This window comes from Paenibacillus sp. FSL L8-0708, from assembly GCF_038009325.1.
GTDB classification, from domain to species: Bacteria; Bacillota; Bacilli; order Paenibacillales; family Paenibacillaceae; genus Paenibacillus_AQ; species Paenibacillus_AQ odorifer.
In genome coordinates this window covers 1,274,342-1,295,022 of record NZ_JBBPBC010000001.1, presented here as the reverse complement: position 1 = coordinate 1,295,022, position 20,681 = coordinate 1,274,342, and the positions used below count along the sequence as shown (strand labels likewise).

Sequence of the window (20,681 nt, the reverse complement as noted above, 5' to 3'; positions counted from 1 at the left end):
TCTCTTCCTTCTATAATAAAGTAGTCAATACCTATTCCAATTGCGGTGGAACACGATGCTGCGTAGCTTGTTCAAACCCGTAGGCTATGGATAGGAGCGTAGGCTCACTATAGGCTTTTCCGGAAAAAACTACCCCAAAGGGCCCCCGAGTTGGGTCACCGTCGGAATCAATAATGCCCTGAGCTACAAATCCTGCCGGAACGGTAATTAACGGATACCCCAAGCGTGCTGCAATATACATACCATCTACATCTCCAGGCAGTAATAATGCATCCAAGCTATATTGCTCCAACACATAATCTATGCCTTGCTCAAGTGCTAGCTCTCTGTATTCTTGTTTCTTTTGCTGATATTCTTCTTCGGTTAAAGTTATACCCTCTGACCTAGTTAATGTATCTTGCCCAAATTGTAATGCGATTTCAGCATGTCTTTCATTATACGCTATCAATTGCTGCAAAGAGTGAATCGGAACGGAATCATCTACCCCAGATAAATACGCGTTGAGCCCCTTTTTAAATTCATAACAGATTACATCATTATTCCAGTTTTGTTGTTCAACGTAAAGCGTAACCGGATCTATTATCGTAGCCCCTTCGTTCTTCAAAGTCTGGATAGCTGTTTCCATAATTGAAAGTCGCTCTGCATCTAAATGGTTATAATAGTGCCGTGGAACGCCTATTCTTGCTTGCCGTATAAAGCTTTTATCTAGAAATGGAGTATAGTCCGTAAAAGCATGCTTCTCGCTCGATAATGTTGCTTCATCCCTGTCATCCACTCCCGTTAATGCCCCCAAAATAATCGCCGCATCCGTAACCGTTTTAGCAATAGGTCCAGGAGTGTCTTGGCTAACTGAAATAGGAATCACTCCAGTACGACTGACTAATCCGACCGTTGGTTTGATCCCGATGAGAGCATGCTGACAGGCTGGCCCAACAATTGATCCCGCGGTTTCCGTTCCGATCGAGGCTGCTGCCAAATTCGCCGCAATAGCTGCTGCAGGTCCAGAACTTGAACCACTGACAAATACATTCCCTGGCCCATATGGATTAAGTACTAGACCACCTCGTGAGCTATACCCAGCCGGCATTGAACTAGACATAAAGTTAGACCACTCCGACATATTCGCCTTTCCAAGCAAAACAGCTCCTGCTGACCGGAGCTTCGCAGCTACGAAGGAATCTTTTGCCGCAAATGATCCTGCTAAAGCTACTGACCCAGCACTCGTATGCATTTTATCCGCGGTATCTATATTATCCTTCAACAATATAGGAATGCCGTGTAGACTTCCCCGACTTCCTTGTTCCTTACGTTCAATATCCAGTGTTCTCGCGATGTCTTTAGCCTCTGGATTGATTTCTAAGATTGCGTTTATGTCTATATCGTACTTATGAATCCGTTCCAAATAGGCTACTACCAAATCTTCTGAACTGACTACGCCTGCTTCCATAGCCGCTTGCAGCTTTGCAATATCCGCTTCTATTATCCATTCCTGAAGTTTGATCTTCATCAGAGCAGCTCCTTCAATAATGTAATTCTCCCTAGCATAAACCTACCATAAATGATTAGCTCAATGACATGACGAATTTGACTATAATCATTTAAACCTGTGATTTGACTCCCTCGGCTACAGATGATAGGGTATTTTCGAAGTTAAATTTTTCCGGGAGGGAATGCCCATGACGGAAGTAAAGCTTAGTATCGGATACGACGAATTCGAGGAAGGCCAAAGAATTGGCACGGAAATTGAGAAGCTTAGCAGCACCCCTGAAAGTTCTTCGCTGACAAGTCTAATTATCGGTGATTGGGGGCAAGCCTACGAAAATAGTTCAGAAGAAGTTGTAGAGGCACTGGTTACGCATAGTGCTAGCTTCCCTGCTTTACGCAAGCTTTTCATAGGCGAGATGGGCTATGAGGAATGCGAGATTTCTTGGATTACCCAAAGCGATCTATCGCCGCTGCTCCCTGCTTTTCCAGAGCTACAGTCACTCACGATTCAAGGTGGGAATGAGCTGAGCCTCGCAGAACTAAAACACGATAAGCTAGAAGAATTGATTATTATAAGCGGAGGCTTAGGTAAAGCCGTTCTAGATCATATTGCAACTAGCCAATTGCCGAATTTGCGCAAGCTGGAGCTATATCTAGGTGTAGAAGACTACGGATTTGACGGCAGCCTCGCAGATCTTCTCCCTCTTATAGAAGTAGGAAAGTTTCCTAAGCTTACTTATCTCGGTTTAAAAAATAGCCAGATCCAAGATGAGATCGCAGGTGCACTAGCAAATGCTCCTATTCTGGATCAGCTAGATACGCTCGATCTATCACTCGGTACCCTAAGCGATGAGGGGGCGGAATTGCTTCTAGCCAGCGACAGAATCAAAAAATTAAAAGCATTAAACCTAAGCCATCATTATATGTCTGACGAGATGATTAGCCGCTGGAAGCAAAGTGGATTGCCTGTTGATGTTAGCGACAAGCAGGAAAGCGATGATGAGGAAGACTGGCGTTATCCTTCCATCACAGAGTGAGCCTCTCATGAGGCCGATGATCGTTATCGGTATTCCCGGTGATAAACGGGCTAGCGGCATCCAGCAAGCGCGTTCCGATCTAGGAATGCCCCCTGCCATTATTTTATCGTACGCTGAGTTTCTGCAAGGTAGATCATTAGGTGATCTTATGGAAGAGCAGAAGAAGCAATTATCCCATCAGTCCTCCGTTTACAACGGAGTAGATCTCAGTGCAGCTCCACCGCTGCTGAGACTAGAGTCACCTGGCAGCAGCTTCGAGGTAGAACGTGCCTTAATCGCTCTAGGCGCACCGGACTCGGATGATATGGACGATTCGCTTCATCCCTACGCCGATAGACCTGATCCGCGACCACTCCGCGTGCAGGTAGTCCGTCAATTGAAGGAAATGCAAGGTGTCCTGCATCATCCATCTCAATGGTTCCGTGGCTACTGCCGGATGCTGGCAAGACTACAGCGCGAGGCCAAAACCGCATGTCCAGGTTCACTATGGTTAAATGACCCTACTGACATTGCGGCTATGACCGATAAACGCCAGACGCAACAGATTCTGAGCGAGGCAGGGATTCCAATTCCTCGCCCAGTAGGTGAAGATCAGCAGCCTACGGATTATGCCTCTCTCCGGGAGATGATGTTATCCCGGCGAATGCACCGGGTATTCATTAAGCTGGCCTTCGGCTCTGCGGCTTCTGGGGTGGTCGCCTATCAGATCCATCCCGTGACGGGTGCCGAAATTGCCTTAACAACAGTGGGGGTCGAGAATTACATCACTCGACCACCCATTTACTATAATTCCGGTAAACTGCGACGGTACACGAATACCGCCACGATCTCGGGAATTGTGAACTGGATCTACCAGCACGGGGCTTATGCTGAGCAATGGATCCCTAAAGCCGGGCTTAAGGGAAAAGCATTCGATATTCGCCAGCTAGTCGTTCTCCGCGAGGCCTGCCACGCGGTTGCTCGGGTCAGCCCTACACCAATTACGAATCTGCATTTACGCAACCAGCGGATGTCTCTTTCGGAAGCCGGTCTGTCTGAACCCGTACAGGAGCAGGTGCGGAATACCGCTGTGCAAGCACTGGCTGCTTTTCCCCGTTCCGGGGTAGCCGGAATCGATGTACTGGTATCCGGGGGTTCACAGCAATGTTTTGTCGCAGATGTCAATCCATTTGGCGACTTGCTGTACGATGTGAAATACCGTGGCTCCAGCACCTACGAATGGGAAATGAAGGTATTGTCGGCTAGAGACTATATCACGCCTCCCTCCACACCGCTTATAAAGGAAGGATTATCTTAAATGGATATGAACACCATCGTCGGCAGGCATGACATTCTTATGATCACACTCGATACGCTTCGTTATGATGCTGCTGTTATGGAAGAAGCAAACTGCCCCAACTTATGCGGAACCGGATCATGGGAGAAAAGACATACCCCTGGCAGCTTCACCTATGCGGCCCATCATGCCTTCTTCGGCGGTTTCTTGCCTACTCCAGCTACAACGGATAAAACGGAGCATATCCGCATGTTCCATTCCCGAAACACCGGAATGAAGACGCATCCCCATACCTGGCTGTTCGATACACCCGATATCGTATCTGGGCTTGCTGCCGAGGGCTACCGGACGATTTGTATAGGGGGCGTTATTTTTTTCACCAAAAAAAATCCACTCGCTCGTGTGTTACCAAGCTATTTCCAGCACAGCTACTGGAGGATGACGTTCGGGGTCACCAACCCGCGTTCCACAGAGCATCAGGTGAATCATGCCTTGAAGCTGCTGAAGGATACTCCTCTTGAACAAAGATTGTTCATGTTCCTCAATGTCTCTGCCATCCACGGACCAAACCATTATTTTATACCCGGTGCTAAAAAGGATTCCGTAGACAGCCAGCGCGCTGCACTCCGATATGTGGATGGTGAACTGGGCCGATTATTCGATGCCTTCCGGGAACGCGGTAATCCTACCTTCTGTCTGGCGTTTTCTGATCATGGAACCGCTTTTGGCGAAGATGGCTATCAGGGGCATCGCTTGGCTCACGAGACCGTATGGAACGTCCCTTATCGGGAATTTATTTTATAAAAGGAAAGGATGGAGAACTGTTATGACGTTATCGTCCTTCTCTTTAGAAGAGCTTCATCAATGGAAAGACAACATTACTGCTTACCCTTACCGATCGTATCTGTATTCCTACCCACACAAAACGGCTTACAGGGATCTACAGCCTCCGATTCCATTAGAATCCTTATGGCGAGATGAGCCTGCTGAATCCTTTTTTCTATATATGCATATCCCGTTTTGCGGCGCTCGCTGTGGATTCTGCAACCTGTTCACCTTACCTGATAAACGCGCGAATGTTCACGCTACATACGTAGACGCACTGGAACGCCAAGCTAAGCAGTGGGCCGAGTACACTAGACATAAACCGTATGCTCGTTTCGCGATTGGTGGGGGTACGCCGACATTACTGGCGGCAGATCAACTGCGCCGTTTGTTCCACATTGCCGTTGATACGATGGGACTGGATACGAGTTCAGCCTCCATCTCGGTGGAAACTTCTCCTGAGACGCTCAGTGAAGAGAAGCTGAATATTCTTAAAGAAAATACTGTGGATCGGGTCAGCATGGGCATTCAAAGCTTTGTCGCGGCTGAATCGGCGGCCATCTATCGCCCGCAGAATCCGGATGAGGTGTATCGTGCACTAGAGCTGCTGGGAAAATATGATTTTCCCATTCTAAATTTGGATCTGATCTATGGTCTTCCAGGGCAAACTGTCGACTCTTGGCTGTATTCTCTAAATCAAACGCTTAGCTATGATCCTGAGGAAATCTTTATTTATCCGCTCTACACCCGTGAGCATACCATCGTAAAGCCAGGGGATATCCAGCGCCAGGAAGATATTCGCCTAGACTGCTACAAGGCCGCTGGGCAGCTGCTTAAAGCTAGAGGTTATCGCCAATATTCCATGCGTCGGTTCGCCAAGGAAACCGCAGGAACAGATAAACGCATTCTTGACTACAGCTGTCAGGAAGAAGGAATGGTCGGGCTAGGCTGCGGGGCTAGGTCCTATACTCGCAACGTGCATTACGCTTCCCGTTATGGGGTGAGCCGTAAAGCAACCGAGAGCATTATTGCCGATTATATCAGTGCAGATCGTTACGATACGGCAGATTACGGAATTGTGCTAAATCTGGAAGAACAGAAGCGCCGCTTTATTCTAAAGGCGCTTTTACATAGTGAAGGGCTGAAGCTTGAAGATTACAGCCAGCGTTTCGGTCAATCGCTCTGGAACGATTATCCTGAGCTGTCCAACCTGCTTCATTCCGGTCTTGGGCAGGAGGAAGATGGCATCCTGCGTCTTACCACCGAAGGGATGGGTTACTCTGATTCGATTGGGGATTGGTTTATTTCTGGGGAGATCCGAGAGCAGATGGAAAGGTTCGTATTGCCATGAATGCGGTCCTCTACTACCGCGGCTCCCTCACGTCCTGCAACTATGATTGCCCCTATTGTCCTTTTGGCAAAACAAGAGACAGCGCAGCTACGCTCGCCAAGGACCGCCAGGGGTTGGAGGCCTTTGTAGCATGGGCGTCTGAGCAAGGTGCGGCAGGTCATCGGCTTTCTATATTTTTTAATCCCTATGGCGAAGGGCTGATTCATCGCTGGTACAAAGAAGCAATGATTGCGCTCTCCAATATGGACCATGTAGAGAAGGTAGCGATTCAGACCAACCTTTCTGCCAACCTGGATTTCATCTCCCAGCTGAATCGTAAAAAAGTGGCCTTTTGGGCCACCTACCACCCCGGACAAGTGCGGGAGGATAAATTTCTGGCGCAATGTATGACTTTATACGAGAACGACGTTCCGTTTAGTGTGGGAAGCGTTGGAATACGCAGCGCTTTTTCAGCTATAGCTTCACTTCGCTCTGCATTACCAGAGAACGTGTACTTATGGGTCAATGCTTACAAAGATAAACCGGATTATTATACAGCTGAGGATTTTGCCTTCCTTAGCGAGATTGATCCACATTTTTCTGTAAATGCTATGGATTATGAAAGCCTTGGCCAAGCCTGCAATGCAGGAAAAGATGTTTTTTATGTACAGGGCGCTGGGCTTGTGAAACGCTGCTATAAGGACAGAGGTGTCATAGGCAATCTTTACCGTGATGGGCTCGAAGGTCTCTCTGCGGTTAGAAGCTGCCGCATGAAGGTATGCGATTGTTATATCGGTTATATTCATATGCCCGAGCTGAAGCTGCGGAGCATCTATGAAGCTGGACTTTTGGAACGAATCCCTTATGGCGCTATGAACAACTGAATTAAAATTCCAGACAGGGTTTCTTTACTCTCTGTGGAATATGACAAGTAGCCCCCATCTATAGGGGCATAGCAAACACTAAAGTTGGAGGGACAATAACTTATGAACAACATCATTAATTTTGCGCATCGTGGAGCGTCGGCAGTGTGTCCAGAAAATACTATGGCAGCATTCCGCAAAGGTCTTGAGCTGGGTGCAACCGGAATAGAAACTGATGTACAAATGACCAAGGATGGCGGCCTAGTCCTCATTCATGATGAAACTCTAAACCGCACGACAAGCGGAACCGGCTATGTGAAGGATCATTCACTCGCAGAATTGCTGGAAGTGGACGCAGGCTCATGGTTCGGACCTGAATTCAAAGATGAGCGCCTTCCATTGCTGGAGGATTTATTAGATCTGCTGCAAGGTAGAGATACCATACTAAATATCGAGCTTAAAAATGGCACTTTTTTATATCCGGGCATGGAGGAAAAAGTGATCGCGGCCGTACGGGATTTCAAGATGAGCGATCGCGTCATTTTTTCGAGCTTCAACCATTATTCACTAGCTTACTGTCAGTCGCTGGCACCGGAGATCAGAACAGGAATTCTCTACGGGGAAGGTCTGTATCGTCCTTGGGATTATGCAGCTACGCTTGGAGCGACCGCGTTGCATGCGTATCATTTTGCGGTACTGCCTGAATTCGTCGAAGAAGCTGCAAAGCATGGCGTCGCCTACCATCCTTGGACCGTTAACGATCCCGAGCGGATGAAATATTTAATTGAAGCTGGTGTATCAGGCATTATTACCGATCATCCAGACCTGTTGGCTGGACTTCTGGCTGACAAGGGAGTGTGATGGTGTGAAAAAAGTCTGGCTGCTCGGATTCGGCTTTTTCAGCATCAGCATTACATGGAGTCTGTATAACGCATTTGTACCTTTTTTCCTCGAAAAATATGTACATAGTGTAGCCCTAATCAGCTTCATGATGACGATTGATAATTACTTCGCCTTATTCTTGCAGCCTTGGATCGGCAATCGGAGTGACCGCACGACCTCGCGTTTTGGACGCAGAATGCCTTATCTTATGATTGGTATGCCCTTCGCTGCCGTGCTGACTATGCTGATTCCGTTTCATACCGGACTATTTACACTGCTTTTATTTATGATGCTGATGAATTTAGCCATGAGTTTATACCGTTCCCCTACCGTCGCTCTCATGCCCGACATAACACCTGAAGAGCAGCGTACAAAGGCTAACGGATTAATTAATTTCATGGGTGGATTCGGATCAATTCTGGCTTTCGGCGTGGGTTCGATCCTCTATAAATCAAATCCTGCGCTGCCGTTTCTCGTTGCTGGACTGATTACCCTGTTATGTCTGTTTATCGTATCGCGCTTCATCAAAGAAAAACGGGATGGTGTGAATAAAAGCCCTACGCATCTATCCGATACAGCGGGGAGCCCTTCTGCGACAATAGTTAGGCCTTCCAGAATCTCCTTTCGCGGCCAGCTTGATCGTACTACAGTCTTTCTACTGGCAGCGATCTTCTTCTGGTTTGTAGCTTATCAAGGGGTCGAAACCTTATTCACGTTGTATGGCAAAAACCATCTGGGCCTCAGTGAACAAGCGGCCTCCTTCTCCCTTACCTTCTTCTCCCTTGCCTTTGTGCTGTTCGCTATTCCGAGCGGTTGGCTGGGTGGGCGATTCGGGAAAAAGAAGATCATTATCGTCGGCGTATGTGGCCTGATGACGGTCTTTGCGCTTGTTGGGTTTGCACAGGACCTGCTGGTGCTTCGAGCGTTGCTCCTGACAGGAGGAATCTTCTGGGCCTGTATCAACATCAACTCTTATCCTTATGTTGTTGCTACGGGGACTGAGGAAAGTATTGGTACTCGAACAGGGATGTATTATTTGGTCTCTTCACTGGCAGCGATCAGCTCGCCTCCTTTGCTGGGGCTAATGATTGATATTTTTGATTACTCCATCCTGTTCTATGTAGCAGCGATTAGTATGGCAGTTGCCCTGCTCTGCCTTTTCTTGATGAAGGGACGCAAGCAAGTGCCCCACAAGTTTCACACACCGGGAGCCTAAAAAAGCGTCAGCCTTAGACATCTATTTATGTCCAAGGCTGACGCTTATATTTTACATTTAACAAACTAATTTTTAAAAACTGAATAACGACCTGTCCCGAGCTGTTTGGCGGTGTACATCGCTGTATCTGCCTCATGCAGCAGCCTGAAATGATCCACCTTGCCATGACTAATGCTGATGCCTATGCTCGCAGATACAAAGAGGTTGTGCTCTCCCAGCTGATAATGTCTGGTCGTCTTCTCCAGAATCTGCACCGCTAACTGCTCCGCTTCCTTCTGATTGCAGCCTTTAGCTACGATCACAAATTCATCACCGCCTATGCGGAAAATATGGCGTTTTCTTTTGCTGGAGAATTGACTTAACCTTCCTCCCACCTCTTGCAGCAGTAAATCGCCCACATGATGTCCTAAGCTGTCATTGATTGATTTGAAACGGTTCAAATCCATAAACAATACGGCTAGTTGCTCATTTACTTTGCAGCGATCCCAAAAGTGATCCATTCCATTCTTGTTTAACAGCCCCGTTAAGCCATCCTTATAGGCAAGTTCCTTAAGCTGCTCTCTTTCCGCCAAAACAAGGTTCAGCCGTGTAAGCAAAAACATTAAAACAGCTATCGTAAGCGCGTATATCAATAACGGAGTGAAAATCCCCCCATTGACCTCTAGAGTTTCTTCTAAGGATTTTTTGCCTAGCTGATGCATTGCCCACAATCCAACGACGATAGTTATAATGGAAAGGCCCGTGTAAACCGCTCTTTGTTTTGGTTCCTTACTAGCAACATCCCGGTAAAATCTCAATACTAAATAACCTACAACTCCTGCGATGATAATGGACATTAACGTTTGTAAATAAATCTGAACCTCTACCACCTTTAATTCGCACATCCTTCTGAACTACAAATAATTAGCTTACTGTACTGCGATACCAATATATAAAAAAGCTCTGAACATTATCTGAACACTTACTCTTTCTCCAAATGCCGCGCACAATTATATAACTCGCAGTTCCATGAGCCATCCGATTCGGATTTTGTTATTCGCGTAATTGACGTATTGTTCAATAATACTGTGCCGTCCAGTTCTGGAAGTAGTCTTCTAAGGCTACTGCGTAAAATTGCACCATGGCTAACGATCAGAATATGGCTGCCTGGATGTCTCGCCGCAATTTCTTCAATCACTTCGCTGCCTCTGAGCTCGCTGGCTTCTGGAGTTTCCAAACCCAAATCTAACGTCTTCCAATCGGTTCCCCATCGTTCAATCCGCTCTTGCTGCGTAGTTCCTTCAATAAGTCCCGCATACATCTCACGAATGCCCGGCACTAAACCCGTGATCTCAAGGCCTAATCTTTCTGCAATAACCTCTGCCGTTTGCCGCGCTCTGAGTAAATCACTTGAATATATGTAATCCCATTGTTCTGTGCTAAGTCGTTCAGCCAGTAGTTGTGCCTGTTGCAGGCCTTCAGCATCCAATGAATTATCCGTATGCCCTTGCACTCTGCCTTCTTTATTCCACGCGGTACTTCCATGGCGAATTAAACCTATTGTAGTCATAAAAATCTCCTTTTAGCTAATGAGTCTAGTGGCAGTTGTGATACTGGTTGTAGTGCTAGTTATAGTGCTAGTTATAGTGCTAGTTATAGTGCTAGTTATAATGCTAATTTCAGTGCTACTTCAGTGCTAATATAAATAATATAATCTATATTCTATCAGATTCACCCTATGAACATTTAAAAATAAAGGTTATCCAAGTTTTTGAACATGAGGTATAATAAACCTTGTCGTTTTTTACAACAGCTACAAGATAAGGAGTAATTGTTTATGATGAAAAAGCTAGGGTCCACTTTGTTTCTTACCTTCTTACTGCTCATTCCACTTGTCGCCACTTGCCCTTCCACTGTTGGTGCAACACCGCTTCCTAAAAACACCGTCTATGTGGACAAGAATAACCATTCATACATACCACTGCGTCTATTAAATAGCTTCACTGGTATACAATCTGTATGGAATCCTAACGAAAAACGTATAAGCATTACGAATGCAGACACAACCATAACGCTTACATTAGGTCAAACCGCTGCGCTCGTCAATGAAAAGTCGGTTACACTAACTGATCTTGCTTTCAGTGATAACGGCACGGTATATATTCCGTTGTCTTTTATCAGCACAACACTTGGCATTCAATTAACTTGGGATAAGGAAGCCTCTTCGTTAACCCTTAAGAGTAATGATATTGCAACCACTGTTCCTGTACAGTCCGGCGCACTAATCAAAGCGGATTCTTCACCAGTTGTCAGCGCTAGTAAAACCTTCAAGGTTGGCGGCAGATCCTTCAAAGCCCAGACGGTTACAGTGTCCCTGCTGCATCCTAAGGTGAAACTTGATGTCGTACTGGCTGGAAATACGGTCGGAAAAGTGGAGGACCTAAGCAGTCTGGCTAAACGTAATAATGCCGTAGTTGCGATTAACGGAACGTTTTTTGATGCCTATACAAAAGGGGCATACAAAGCTCCATACGGTTACATTGTCAGCGGTGGAAAAATGCTTAAAAATAGCTCCGGGGATCGCCGGACGATTTTTACCTATGACAGCAACCATCTAGCGTCACTGATTCCTGGGTTGGATTTCACAAGCCGCTTCGCTTCCGGCTCCATGGAAGGAGCTCTTCAAGCCGGCCCGCGTCTTCTTGTGAACGGCAAGGTATCCCTTAATGTTGCGGCAGAAGGCTTCAAAGATCCGAAAATCTTGACCGGCGGCGGAGCCCGCAGCGCGCTCGGATTAACACGCGACCATAAGCTCATTCTGCTGACCACTGGTGGAGCCACCATCCCACAGCTGGCAGAAATGATGAAGCAAGCTGGAGCGTATCAAGCCATGAATCTGGATGGTGGTGCATCCAGCGGGCTCTACTACAACGGCAAATATCTCACGTCCCCCGGGCGTCAGATCAGCAATGCAATTGTAGTCAAATATCAATAAAATCTCTTGGCCAGACGGCTACTAAGAATATATGATTCTATTGTACAAAGTGTAATCAGAGGCAGTTTGCAGCGCATAATTGCTATAGCGGTATGATTGCTGTACGACGTATGAAACTACTGTGCAGCATATGATTGCCGAGCTCAAACCCAAAAATCCCCTTGACGACTTACCCATCAAGGGGATTTTTCATAGTACGTTGCCAGTTTAGGTACTGCTGACAGATCCAGTGTTGGGGGCAGCCGGTGCAACTTAATCTGTGTGACCTGAATATTCCCACACCTGCAACCAAACTTCAGTAGTAAAGCCCAATTTCTCGTAGAAAGGCTGCATCGAACCTACGTAAACTTTACTAGCTCCGAGTTGTTTTAAACGGTTAAATCCTTCGTGTAGGACCGCCCGTCCCAGTCCCAGCTTTCGATAATTAATGGATGTGCCTACAGGCTCCAGAATACCAATTCTATTGCTGCTGTCCCAAAAAATATTACAAAAGGAAACCACTTCGCCCGCGTCATTCACAACGCTAAGATCGAGCTGCGGATTATAGCTTGGAGCGTTACTCATATTCCCATAATGCAGCAGCGTGAGTTCTGCCTCCACCGTTTCTGCATAGTCGAAGGCCATAATATGTCCGAGCGCTTTTGCAGTAACCTCGATCTCATCTCCGCTGCAAATTCTGAATCCAGAGGGGAGCTCCACAGGAAATTCCTTATCCAATCGCAAGGAGTTTACGCTTTCCTTACCACCCGTTAAATGGTACCCCCTCTTACGAGCAACCTCCGCCGCAAAAGTCATATTCTCCGGTATTGGCACATACAGCTCTACGTAACCACCGTTCTCTTCCTCAGCTTTTTGTTCAGCAAAAGCGAACATTTCTTCAAGTAATTTTTCCGGAGGATTCATCTCAGCACACTGAAAATAGAACCCATCGTCCCTGCACACTACAGCTGCAAGCTCTCCATTCTCATACTCCCATAAGCCTACTTTTTGTTCCCATTGCTCCAGCGTTCCACTTCTCGTCTCCTGAAAAAAAACAACGAATTCCCAGCGGTCTATAAGCCAGGTATTTGGAGTCTTTAGCTTACTATAACTTTGTATAAGAAAATGACGTACCTTTAGCAGATCTTCTGAACGGTAGCTTCTAAAATTAATGTTCATTTTCCGCGCCCCTCTCTTTAATTTCATATTAAGGGGGATGCAAAATGAAGCATATATCATAATTAGTTATTATTATTTTATACTACCGAATATGATCCGTACGTTCACAAAACAAACATTTCTTGAGTGAAAATTATGAGCTCCACGCATCCGTTAACTGCATTTAGTGCAACTATTCCTCAGAATGCTCCTTCAAAAGTTAGTTTAGTTGTATTTCGTGCAGTTAAATTTCTGGTTTTCCTTTAATTCCACTAGATTCACCCTTTTTAGTTGCACGAAGTGCAACTAAACGGCTTCTAATGAGTATCTACGCAGAAATAAGTGTACAAAGTGCAATTAGAGAAAGTTTTGGAGTTCGCGATCTTCTTCCGGAGGAAATAGTCACTGATCAAGCTTTTTCAAGCGATAATTATGAGCTCCACGCATCCGTTAACTGCATTTAGTGCAACTATTCCTCAGAATGCTCATTCAAAAGTTAGTTTAGTTGTATTTCGTGCAGTTAAATTTCTGGTTTTCCTTTAATTGCACCGAATTCACCCTTTTTAGTTGCACGAAGTGCAATTAAATGGCTTCTAATGACCAACTACGCAGAAATAAGTGTACAAAGTGCAATTAGAGTAAGTTTGTTGAGTGGGCGATCTTCTTCTGGAGGAAATAGTCACTGATCAAGCATTTTCAAGCGATAATTATGAGCTACACGCATCCGTTAACTGCATTTAGTGCAACTATTCCTCAGAATGCTCATTCAAAAGTTAGTTAGTTGTATTTCGTGCAGTTAAATTTCTGGTTTTCCTTTAAATGTACCGAATTCACCCTTTTTAGTTGCACGAAGTGCAATTAAATGGCTTCTAGGGACTATTTACGGAGAAATAAGTGTACAAAGTGCAATTAGAGAAAGTTTTGGAGTTCGCGATCTTCTTCCGGAGGAAATAGTCACTGATCAAGCTTTTTCAAGCGATAATTATGAGCTCCACGCATCCGTTAACTGCATTTAGTGCAACTATTCCTCAGAATGCTCATTCAAAAGTTAGTTTAGTTGTATTTCGTGCAGTTAAATTTCTGGTTTTCCTTTAATTGCACCGAATTCACCCTTTTTAGTTGCACGAAGTGCAATTAAATGGCTTCTAATGACCAACTACGCAGAAATAAGTGTACAAAGTGCAATTAGAGTAAGTTTGTTGAGTGGGCGATCTTCTTCTGGAGGAAATAGTCACTGATCAAGCATTTTCAAGCGATATATGAGCTCCACGCATCCGTTAACTGCATTTAGTGCAACTATTCCTCAGAATGCTCATTCAAAAGTTAGTTTAGTTGTATTTCGTGCAGTTAAATTTCCGGTTTTCCTTTAATTGCACCGAATTCACCCTTTTTAGTTGCACGAAGTGCAATTAAATGGCTTCTATGGACTATCTACGCAGAAATAAGTGTACAAAGTGCAATTAAGTCTGGATAAGCCGCTTGAGCTAAATTTGGATTGCATAGATCTAGCTGAGTTAGATTTTAGATCAGTTAGTTTTGGATCGATTAGCGGTAGATCGGTTAAAGTTGGATCAGCTAGAGCTATTCAGCTAGAGCTAGGTCAGCTAAAGCTAGGTCAGCTACAGCTAGGTCAGCTAGGCTAGATCAGCTACAGCTAGGTCAGCTAGGCTAGGTTAGCTAGAGCTAGATCAGCTAGAGCTAGGCCAGCTAGACTTAGATCAGCTAGACTTAGATCAGCTAGACTTAGATCAGCTAGACTTAGATCAGCTAAATTCCCCTTCGGTAAATCTAGCTAGATTCTTACGTTGACCACGAATAAGAGTACTCTTTTTGCATAATTTTCCTTGTCCATGTTACTGTATTACTGAACAAAGGAGTGAAAATATGGAGACAATTCTAATCATAGAGGACGATGCCAAGCTGGCAAGCTTGCTGAGCACGTACCTATCGAAATATGGGTTCCTTACTATTATTGTAGAAGATTTCAACAGGGTGCTGGAGACTTTTAATGAAAGCTCGGCTGACCTTATCTTACTGGACGTCAATCTGCCTAAATATGATGGGTTCTACTGGTGCCGCCAGATCCGTTCCCTCTCACTCTGCCCGATTCTGTTCATTTCTGCACGGGATAGTGGAATGGATCAGGTGATGGCGCTTGAGAATGGCGGGGATGATTATATCACTAAGCCTTTTCACTATGAGGTTGTGCTTGCCAAAATCCGCAGCCACATACGTAGAGCATACGGTTCATACTCACAGACTCAAGAAGAGCATAAACTCCAGTCTGGAGGTTTAATCCTCTATCCTGAACGATATGTGATCCAATACGACGGGCACACGAGTGAGCTAACCCAGAAGGAAGCGGTTCTACTGGAAGCTTTACTGCTTAAGGAAGGACGAGTGGTTAACCGGGAGCGTCTGCTCGATCTCATGTGGAAGGATCAGCATTTCATAGATGACAATACATTAAATGTCTACATAACCCGTGTCCGCAAAAAGCTCAAGGATCTCGGTCTTGGCGACATTGTGGAAACCGTAAGAGGCGCTGGCTATCGGCTTAATGTCTCTAAGGATACGCCATGAGGCTTTTTTGGAGAGACCAGATCTCACTGATCCTATTCTATCTGCTTCAGATGCTGCTTATCCCTTTGCTGTATTGGCTGTCTGGTGAGAACAGACCTATCTCTATCATGCTTTATGGAATCGCCTTGAGTACCGTAGTTCTACTGCTATATCTAGGCTACCGATACGTTCAGCACCGGAGATTGTATGCAGCATTAAGCGAACCTATGGACATGCTCCAAAAACATCTTGTTTCCTTAGGAGACACTCCTCTTTCAGAAGCTATCCATGAGTTATTGCAGCTGATTGACCGCCAATATCAAGAGCAAGTGAATGCGCATGCGCGCCAGATGGATCAGCATATCGTATTCATGAATCGCTGGGTTCATCAAATGAAGACCCCGCTCTCTGTAATTCAGCTTACGCTAAAGGATCTTGAAGAGGAGGCTGCCGCAAGTATTCAGGAGGAACTGGAACGTCTGCGCGGAGGGCTGGAGATGGTCATCTACACTTCAAGACTTGACCGATTTGAAAATGATTTTCAAGTTGAACCGTTACTTCTGCGCAAAACCGTTAGTGAGGCGGTAGCCGAAAATCGCAGACTATTCATACGCCGGGGCATAAAAGTAGATGTACAGGTGGATGCCAATCTAGCGGTATATAGCGATGCCAAATGGTTAATGTTTATGCTGGCCCAAATCTTAACTAATGCCGTAAACTATACCTCCGGTTCTGGCAAAACCGTTACCCTCTCAGCTCAGCGTGTGGGCACCGACACTATTCTGGATATTACCGATCAAGGGATCGGCATTTCTCCTGAGGATCTGAAGCGGGTCTTTAATCCCTACTTTACGGGTGACCGCGGACGACATTATCATGAATCGACAGGGATGGGGCTGTATCTCGTCCGGGAGATTTGCAACAGGCTCGAACACAAGGTGGATATTCAGTCCCGGCTCGGGGAAGGAACCCGCGTGCGGCTTATTTTTAGCAACAGTGATCATCTACAGAAATAATATTGAGGGGACTTCGTCGTCATTATTCATGGCTTTGAAGCCTCCTTCTTCTTTATAGGTTACTTATCTCTCAACCCATTCTTCACAAGGAGAAAGGCGAACATAACCTTAACTTCTCTGTAAGGAAACCTTAAGGTAAATCCATAGCAGCTAATCTCTCGATCTTATAAATTATATACATAACCCGTTCCCCGAATAAGGCGGATGAAATCATTTTTGTATTGGAAGGAATGAATGATATGAACGTATTGGAAGTCAAAGGACTTCATAAGGTATACCCCGGCAAAATAGTGACCCAAGCCCTCACTGATATTCATCTAAATATTGAAAAAGGTGAATTTGTCGGAATTATGGGACCGTCTGGTAGCGGTAAAACAACACTGCTCAATATGGTATCCACAATCGACCAGCCGTCCTCTGGCGAAGTGAATATCAACGGCAGCAACCCTTATCTTTTGAATAAAAAAGAGCTCGCCCACTTTCGCCGAAAACAACTAGGCTTTGTGTTTCAGGACTTCAACCTGCTTGAGACATTAACCGTCGCCGAGAATATTGTGCTGCCCCTGACTTTGGATAACCGTAAGCTCTCCCAGATGGAGATCTTGCTTCAAAGAGTCGCAGAACGCTTAAACATTACCGATATTCTGAGCAAACGCACCTATGAAATTTCAGGGGGACAACGTCAGCGGACCGCAATTGCCCGGGCGATCATCACCTCTCCTTCGATTATTTTGGCCGATGAACCTACGGGTGCGCTTGACTCCAATTCTTCGCGGATGGTGATGGAATCGCTGGAGGATATTAATCACAAAGAAGGCACCACGCTAATGCTCGTAACACATGATCCACTGGCAGCGAGCTACTGCAACCGAATTGTTTTTATAAAAGACGGCAAACTAGCAGCGGAAATTCATCGGGGCGATAACCGTCAGGCCTTCTTCCAAAAGATTATCGACACACTTTCGTTCTGGGGAGGGAATAGTCATGAACTTTCCTCAATTCGCGTTTAATAATGTACGCCGTAATTCACGCGCTTATTTTGCTTTTTTCTTAAGCAGTGCTTTTATGGTCATGATCTTTTTCTCTTATTCAGTCTTTATTTACCACCCTAGTATTACCAACATCGAGCTGGGTGCGAATTCAGCCTCCGGCATGCAAATTGCTTCTTACATCGTGTTTATCTTTGCGTTCTTTTTCGTTCTATATTCGATTAGCGCATTTCTGAAAATGCGTAATCTGGAGTTCGGCATACTGATGATTTTAGGCGCACGCCCTGGCCAGATCAACAAGCTGATTCTTATAGAAAATATGCTGATCGGACTGCTCTCTATAGTAACAGGTGCGTCTTTCGGCATGCTTTTATCCAAGTTATTTTTGCTGCTAAGCACGACAATTATGGGCATGGAGCCACTGCCCTTTTATTGGCCAATGAAGGCGTTAATGATTACCTCTATCTCTTTCATTTCATTATTTCTGGTCATTTCGATCTTCACATTATTGTTCATTCGTAAGCATCAAGTTCTTGAACTGCTTAAGGGAAATGTTAAACCTAAAAAAGAACCCCGTGTCTCCTTATTGTTCTCATTCTTTGGGCTTCTACTGTTGACCGTCGGCGCTCTCGCGATTCGGAAGCAATTGTCCCCGACCTCACTGTTAGTCGCCGCTGTCACAGGTATCGCTGGAACCTACTTTTTCTACTCTCAGTTATCTGTATTGGGCATTCGCTTACTAAAACTAAGACGCAAGCGGCTGTGGCGCGGAACCAATCTGCTGTGGATTTCTGAGATGAGTTATAAGATTAAAGACAATGCAAGAATGCTCTTCCTTGTAACTGTAGTTACCTCGCTTGCCTGCATGGCATCGGGGATTCTTTTATCGATTAATCAAGCGAACTCAGACCTCTATAAAAAATCCCCATTCGCTGTGAGTTATACGATTTATGATCCGAAGGATGAAGCACCAGATTTAGAGCCCATTCACACTAAATTAAAGAATGCTAAAGTCGAGTACACAGAGAATAAAGTAGAACTAATCTCTGCTTCCATTCAAGGAATCGATAAGGAAAAACTACTTGGAATTGATCTGATATCCCGCTCACAGTTCAATCAACTGGGCTTACAAATGGATGTGTCCGAGGTTGGGCCCTTGTCTGAAAAAGAAGCTGTATTACTGCTGAACCCACATATGGATTCACAGAATTTTGCTGCTGATCGAGCGATTCATTTGAAGGTTCAGAAAGATGAGGAGCTGATGCTAAAAGAATTACGAACACCAAAGGTGCATCCAGTAGATCCAATGGCCACCTCACTTCTAATCGTAGATGACAACTTATATCATAAGATTTCTACTTCAACAGAGAAGTACACGAGACCTTATGTGAAATATCTATACAAAATCCCTGCATGGGACGGTCCTACACCTAATGACAGCTCAGCTGAAGCTGTTGTCACCAGAGACCTCATCCAATGGAATAAAGCCGCTAACAAGGCTAACCATCAATACAGCTCTATACTGGGATCGCGAGCAGACAGCTATCTATCGACCAAGCAGGGAGCTGCCATGCTTAGCTTTATAGGGATTTTTATCGCTCTGATCTTCTCGCTTTCATCGGCCAGCTTTCTCTTTTTTAAGCTTCATACTGAGCTCAATACAGATAAGCAAATGTATAATGCTTTATCCAAAATCGGTTTAAGCACTAAAGAAATGTCAGCTTCTGCTACCAAACAGATTTCTGTGCTTTTCTATATTCCGATTATTATTGCCACCATTCAGACCCTTGTCGTGATTCGTCCGATACTGAAACAGATTAATATCACAAATGTAACTGTGCCCGTTCTTACTACATCAGCTGTATTTCTGGTTGTGCAAACTATCTATTTCCTTATTGCGAGATCACGTTACATTCATAGTCTCAAGAAAATAATGGTGTAACGACATGTCGAAAAGAATCATAACCCTGGATGTACTTCGCGGCTTTGAACTTATGTCAGCACCAAAAGGTTCTCTAGCTGATCATTAGGCAATTTGCTATAGTTAGTGAGCTATTAATTAATGAAGCAAGGAGGTTCTTGATTTATGTCCAAGGCTGATCACATGTTATCCATTCTCTGGATGCTCAAGCAACGGGGAAGAACCGCCGGGGAACTAGCAGAAGCGCTAGAGATCAGTGTCCGCTCTGTCTATCGTTACATCGACGCGTTATGCATCAGTGGCGTACCCATTATCGCGGATAGTGGACCTGGTGGTGGCTATAGCCTTCCGGAACATTTTTCCGAGGCCCCGTTATTCTTTGACTCCGACGAACAGCGTTCCCTCCTGCAAGCCGCCTCCTTTGCGCGGGGAACTGGATATCCTTATGTAGAAGCTCTAGATCAAGCAATCGCCAAACTGAAACGATACAGCAATGCGCAGCAATTAGAACAGATGGAGCGTCATGAGGGCGGGATAGAAACCATCCACTCCCCTGCTGTGCCGCTTCCCCACCTGCTGCAAGAGCTTGAATTAGCGACGGCGAACGGACATACCCTTCAGATGGAATATCGGAAGGGAAACGGGGAGACAATTTCTTCCCGCGCTATTGATCCTTATGGACTTGTACTGTGGAAGGGGCAATGGTACACCGTTGCTTATTGCCATCAGAGGCAAGAAATTCGGTCTTTCCGAGTCGATAGAATGACTGAGCTGCACCGTACAGAAGCTCTGTTTGCCCGTCCTGCTGACTTCTCTGCACGTGATTTTTTGTTAAAAAGCTTGCTGCCAACACCAAATACTCCAGAGAAACTCATAGCAGTAGTCATCGCCGCTGATGAAGGAATCCTGAACGATCTATGCAGTCATTGGCTGTTTGGACATACTCTGGTGCAGCGTATTGACGGACAAGCCCGCTTTCAAGTCGATGAGACCTCCTTACTGACTTATGCGCCTTACTTCTTGTTGCCTTATGGATCAACACTACGAATCCTAGAGCCTTTAGCTCTGAAGCAAAAGCTGTCCGCTATAGCTACCGATCTGGCAGCTTATTATAAAACTTAAAATGATTATTTTAGGATCACTGACCGTAGTTGTCAGTGATCCTTTT

The 20,681-nt window shown here is 45.4% G+C and carries 18 protein-coding genes; 14 read left to right on the top strand and 4 right to left on the bottom strand.

Going from position 1 to position 20,681, the window contains the following annotated elements:
* Positions 1-31: 31 nt before the first annotated feature.
* A complete protein-coding gene (locus NYE58_RS05760; protein ID WP_036680384.1) occupies positions 32-1,507 on the bottom strand; it encodes an amidase family protein in 1,476 nt (491 codons plus the stop codon).
* Between the two features lie 169 nt (positions 1,508-1,676).
* Here NYE58_RS05760 and NYE58_RS05755 point away from each other — a divergent pair, with 169 nt between their 5' ends.
* The 7 genes from NYE58_RS05755 to NYE58_RS05725 all read left to right on the top strand — a co-directional run bounded on the left by NYE58_RS05755 (position 1,677) and on the right by NYE58_RS05725 (position 8,914).
* Positions 1,677-2,522, top strand: a complete 846-nt coding sequence (locus tag NYE58_RS05755) for an STM4015 family protein (RefSeq protein ID WP_036680382.1) — start codon at positions 1,677-1,679, stop codon at positions 2,520-2,522.
* A 7-nt stretch (positions 2,523-2,529) separates the two neighbouring features.
* The gene (locus NYE58_RS05750) at positions 2,530-3,819 is read left to right on the top strand and encodes an STM4014 family protein (protein WP_051491125.1); all 1,290 of its coding nucleotides are present in this window, start codon (positions 2,530-2,532) and stop codon (positions 3,817-3,819) included.
* On the top strand, positions 3,820-4,602 hold the full coding sequence (locus tag NYE58_RS05745; protein WP_036680379.1) for an STM4013/SEN3800 family hydrolase: 783 nt from the start codon (positions 3,820-3,822) through the stop codon (positions 4,600-4,602).
* A 22-nt stretch (positions 4,603-4,624) separates the two neighbouring features.
* Complete coding sequence (locus tag NYE58_RS05740) at positions 4,625-5,974, top strand: STM4012 family radical SAM protein (protein WP_341001271.1); 1,350 nt, start codon at positions 4,625-4,627, stop codon at positions 5,972-5,974.
* On the top strand, positions 5,971-6,837 hold the full coding sequence (locus NYE58_RS05735; RefSeq protein ID WP_036680376.1) for an STM4011 family radical SAM protein: 867 nt from the start codon (positions 5,971-5,973) through the stop codon (positions 6,835-6,837). Before NYE58_RS05740 ends, NYE58_RS05735 begins: the two co-directional genes overlap by 4 nt.
* 102 nt (positions 6,838-6,939) lie before the next feature.
* On the top strand, positions 6,940-7,677 hold the full coding sequence (locus NYE58_RS05730) for a glycerophosphodiester phosphodiesterase (RefSeq protein WP_036680373.1): 738 nt from the start codon (positions 6,940-6,942) through the stop codon (positions 7,675-7,677).
* 4 nt (positions 7,678-7,681) lie between these two features.
* Entirely contained in the window at positions 7,682-8,914 is a 1,233-nt protein-coding gene (locus tag NYE58_RS05725; protein ID WP_076145508.1) for an SLC45 family MFS transporter, read from the top strand.
* Positions 8,915-8,979: 65 nt separating this feature from the next.
* Here the strand turns inward: NYE58_RS05725 and NYE58_RS05720 are convergent, their stop codons facing one another.
* Positions 8,980-9,798: a GGDEF domain-containing protein gene (locus NYE58_RS05720; protein WP_081383651.1), complete on the bottom strand. Its 819-nt coding sequence runs from the start codon at positions 9,796-9,798 to the stop codon at positions 8,980-8,982.
* A gap of 77 nt (positions 9,799-9,875) precedes the next feature.
* Positions 9,876-10,463, bottom strand: coding sequence for a histidine phosphatase family protein (locus tag NYE58_RS05715; RefSeq protein WP_036680369.1), 588 nt, complete (start codon positions 10,461-10,463; stop codon positions 9,876-9,878).
* Positions 10,464-10,733: 270 nt separating this feature from the next.
* Between NYE58_RS05715 and NYE58_RS05710 the strand changes: the two genes are divergently transcribed.
* Positions 10,734-11,888: a phosphodiester glycosidase family protein gene (locus NYE58_RS05710; RefSeq protein WP_036680436.1), complete on the top strand. Its 1,155-nt coding sequence runs from the start codon at positions 10,734-10,736 to the stop codon at positions 11,886-11,888.
* A gap of 252 nt (positions 11,889-12,140) precedes the next feature.
* On the opposite strand, the gene NYE58_RS05705 is transcribed toward NYE58_RS05710, so the two are convergent.
* The gene (locus NYE58_RS05705; RefSeq protein WP_076145513.1) at positions 12,141-13,046 is read right to left on the bottom strand and encodes a GNAT family N-acetyltransferase; all 906 of its coding nucleotides are present in this window, start codon (positions 13,044-13,046) and stop codon (positions 12,141-12,143) included.
* Between the two features lie 1,424 nt (positions 13,047-14,470).
* Here NYE58_RS05705 and NYE58_RS05700 point away from each other — a divergent pair.
* The 6 genes from NYE58_RS05700 (at position 14,471) to NYE58_RS05675 (ending at position 20,635) form a co-directional block, all read left to right on the top strand.
* Positions 14,471-14,668, top strand: a complete 198-nt coding sequence (locus NYE58_RS05700) for a hypothetical protein (protein ID WP_076145515.1) — start codon at positions 14,471-14,473, stop codon at positions 14,666-14,668.
* 241 nt (positions 14,669-14,909) lie between these two features.
* Entirely contained in the window at positions 14,910-15,608 is a 699-nt protein-coding gene (locus tag NYE58_RS05695) for a response regulator transcription factor (protein WP_036679829.1), read from the top strand.
* A complete protein-coding gene (locus NYE58_RS05690; protein ID WP_076145518.1) occupies positions 15,605-16,603 on the top strand; it encodes a sensor histidine kinase in 999 nt (332 codons plus the stop codon). The genes NYE58_RS05695 and NYE58_RS05690 overlap by 4 nt, the downstream gene beginning before the upstream one ends.
* A 239-nt stretch (positions 16,604-16,842) precedes the next feature.
* Positions 16,843-17,613: an ABC transporter ATP-binding protein gene (locus tag NYE58_RS05685; RefSeq protein ID WP_036679832.1), complete on the top strand. Its 771-nt coding sequence runs from the start codon at positions 16,843-16,845 to the stop codon at positions 17,611-17,613.
* The gene (locus NYE58_RS05680) at positions 17,588-19,534 is read left to right on the top strand and encodes an FtsX-like permease family protein (protein ID WP_076145520.1); all 1,947 of its coding nucleotides are present in this window, start codon (positions 17,588-17,590) and stop codon (positions 19,532-19,534) included. The genes NYE58_RS05685 and NYE58_RS05680 overlap by 26 nt, the downstream gene beginning before the upstream one ends.
* 144 nt (positions 19,535-19,678) lie before the next feature.
* Positions 19,679-20,635 carry a helix-turn-helix transcriptional regulator gene (locus tag NYE58_RS05675; protein WP_036679835.1) on the top strand — a complete coding sequence of 319 codons (957 nt, stop codon included), beginning with the start codon at positions 19,679-19,681 and terminating at the stop codon, positions 20,633-20,635.
* Positions 20,636-20,681 lie beyond the last annotated feature (46 nt).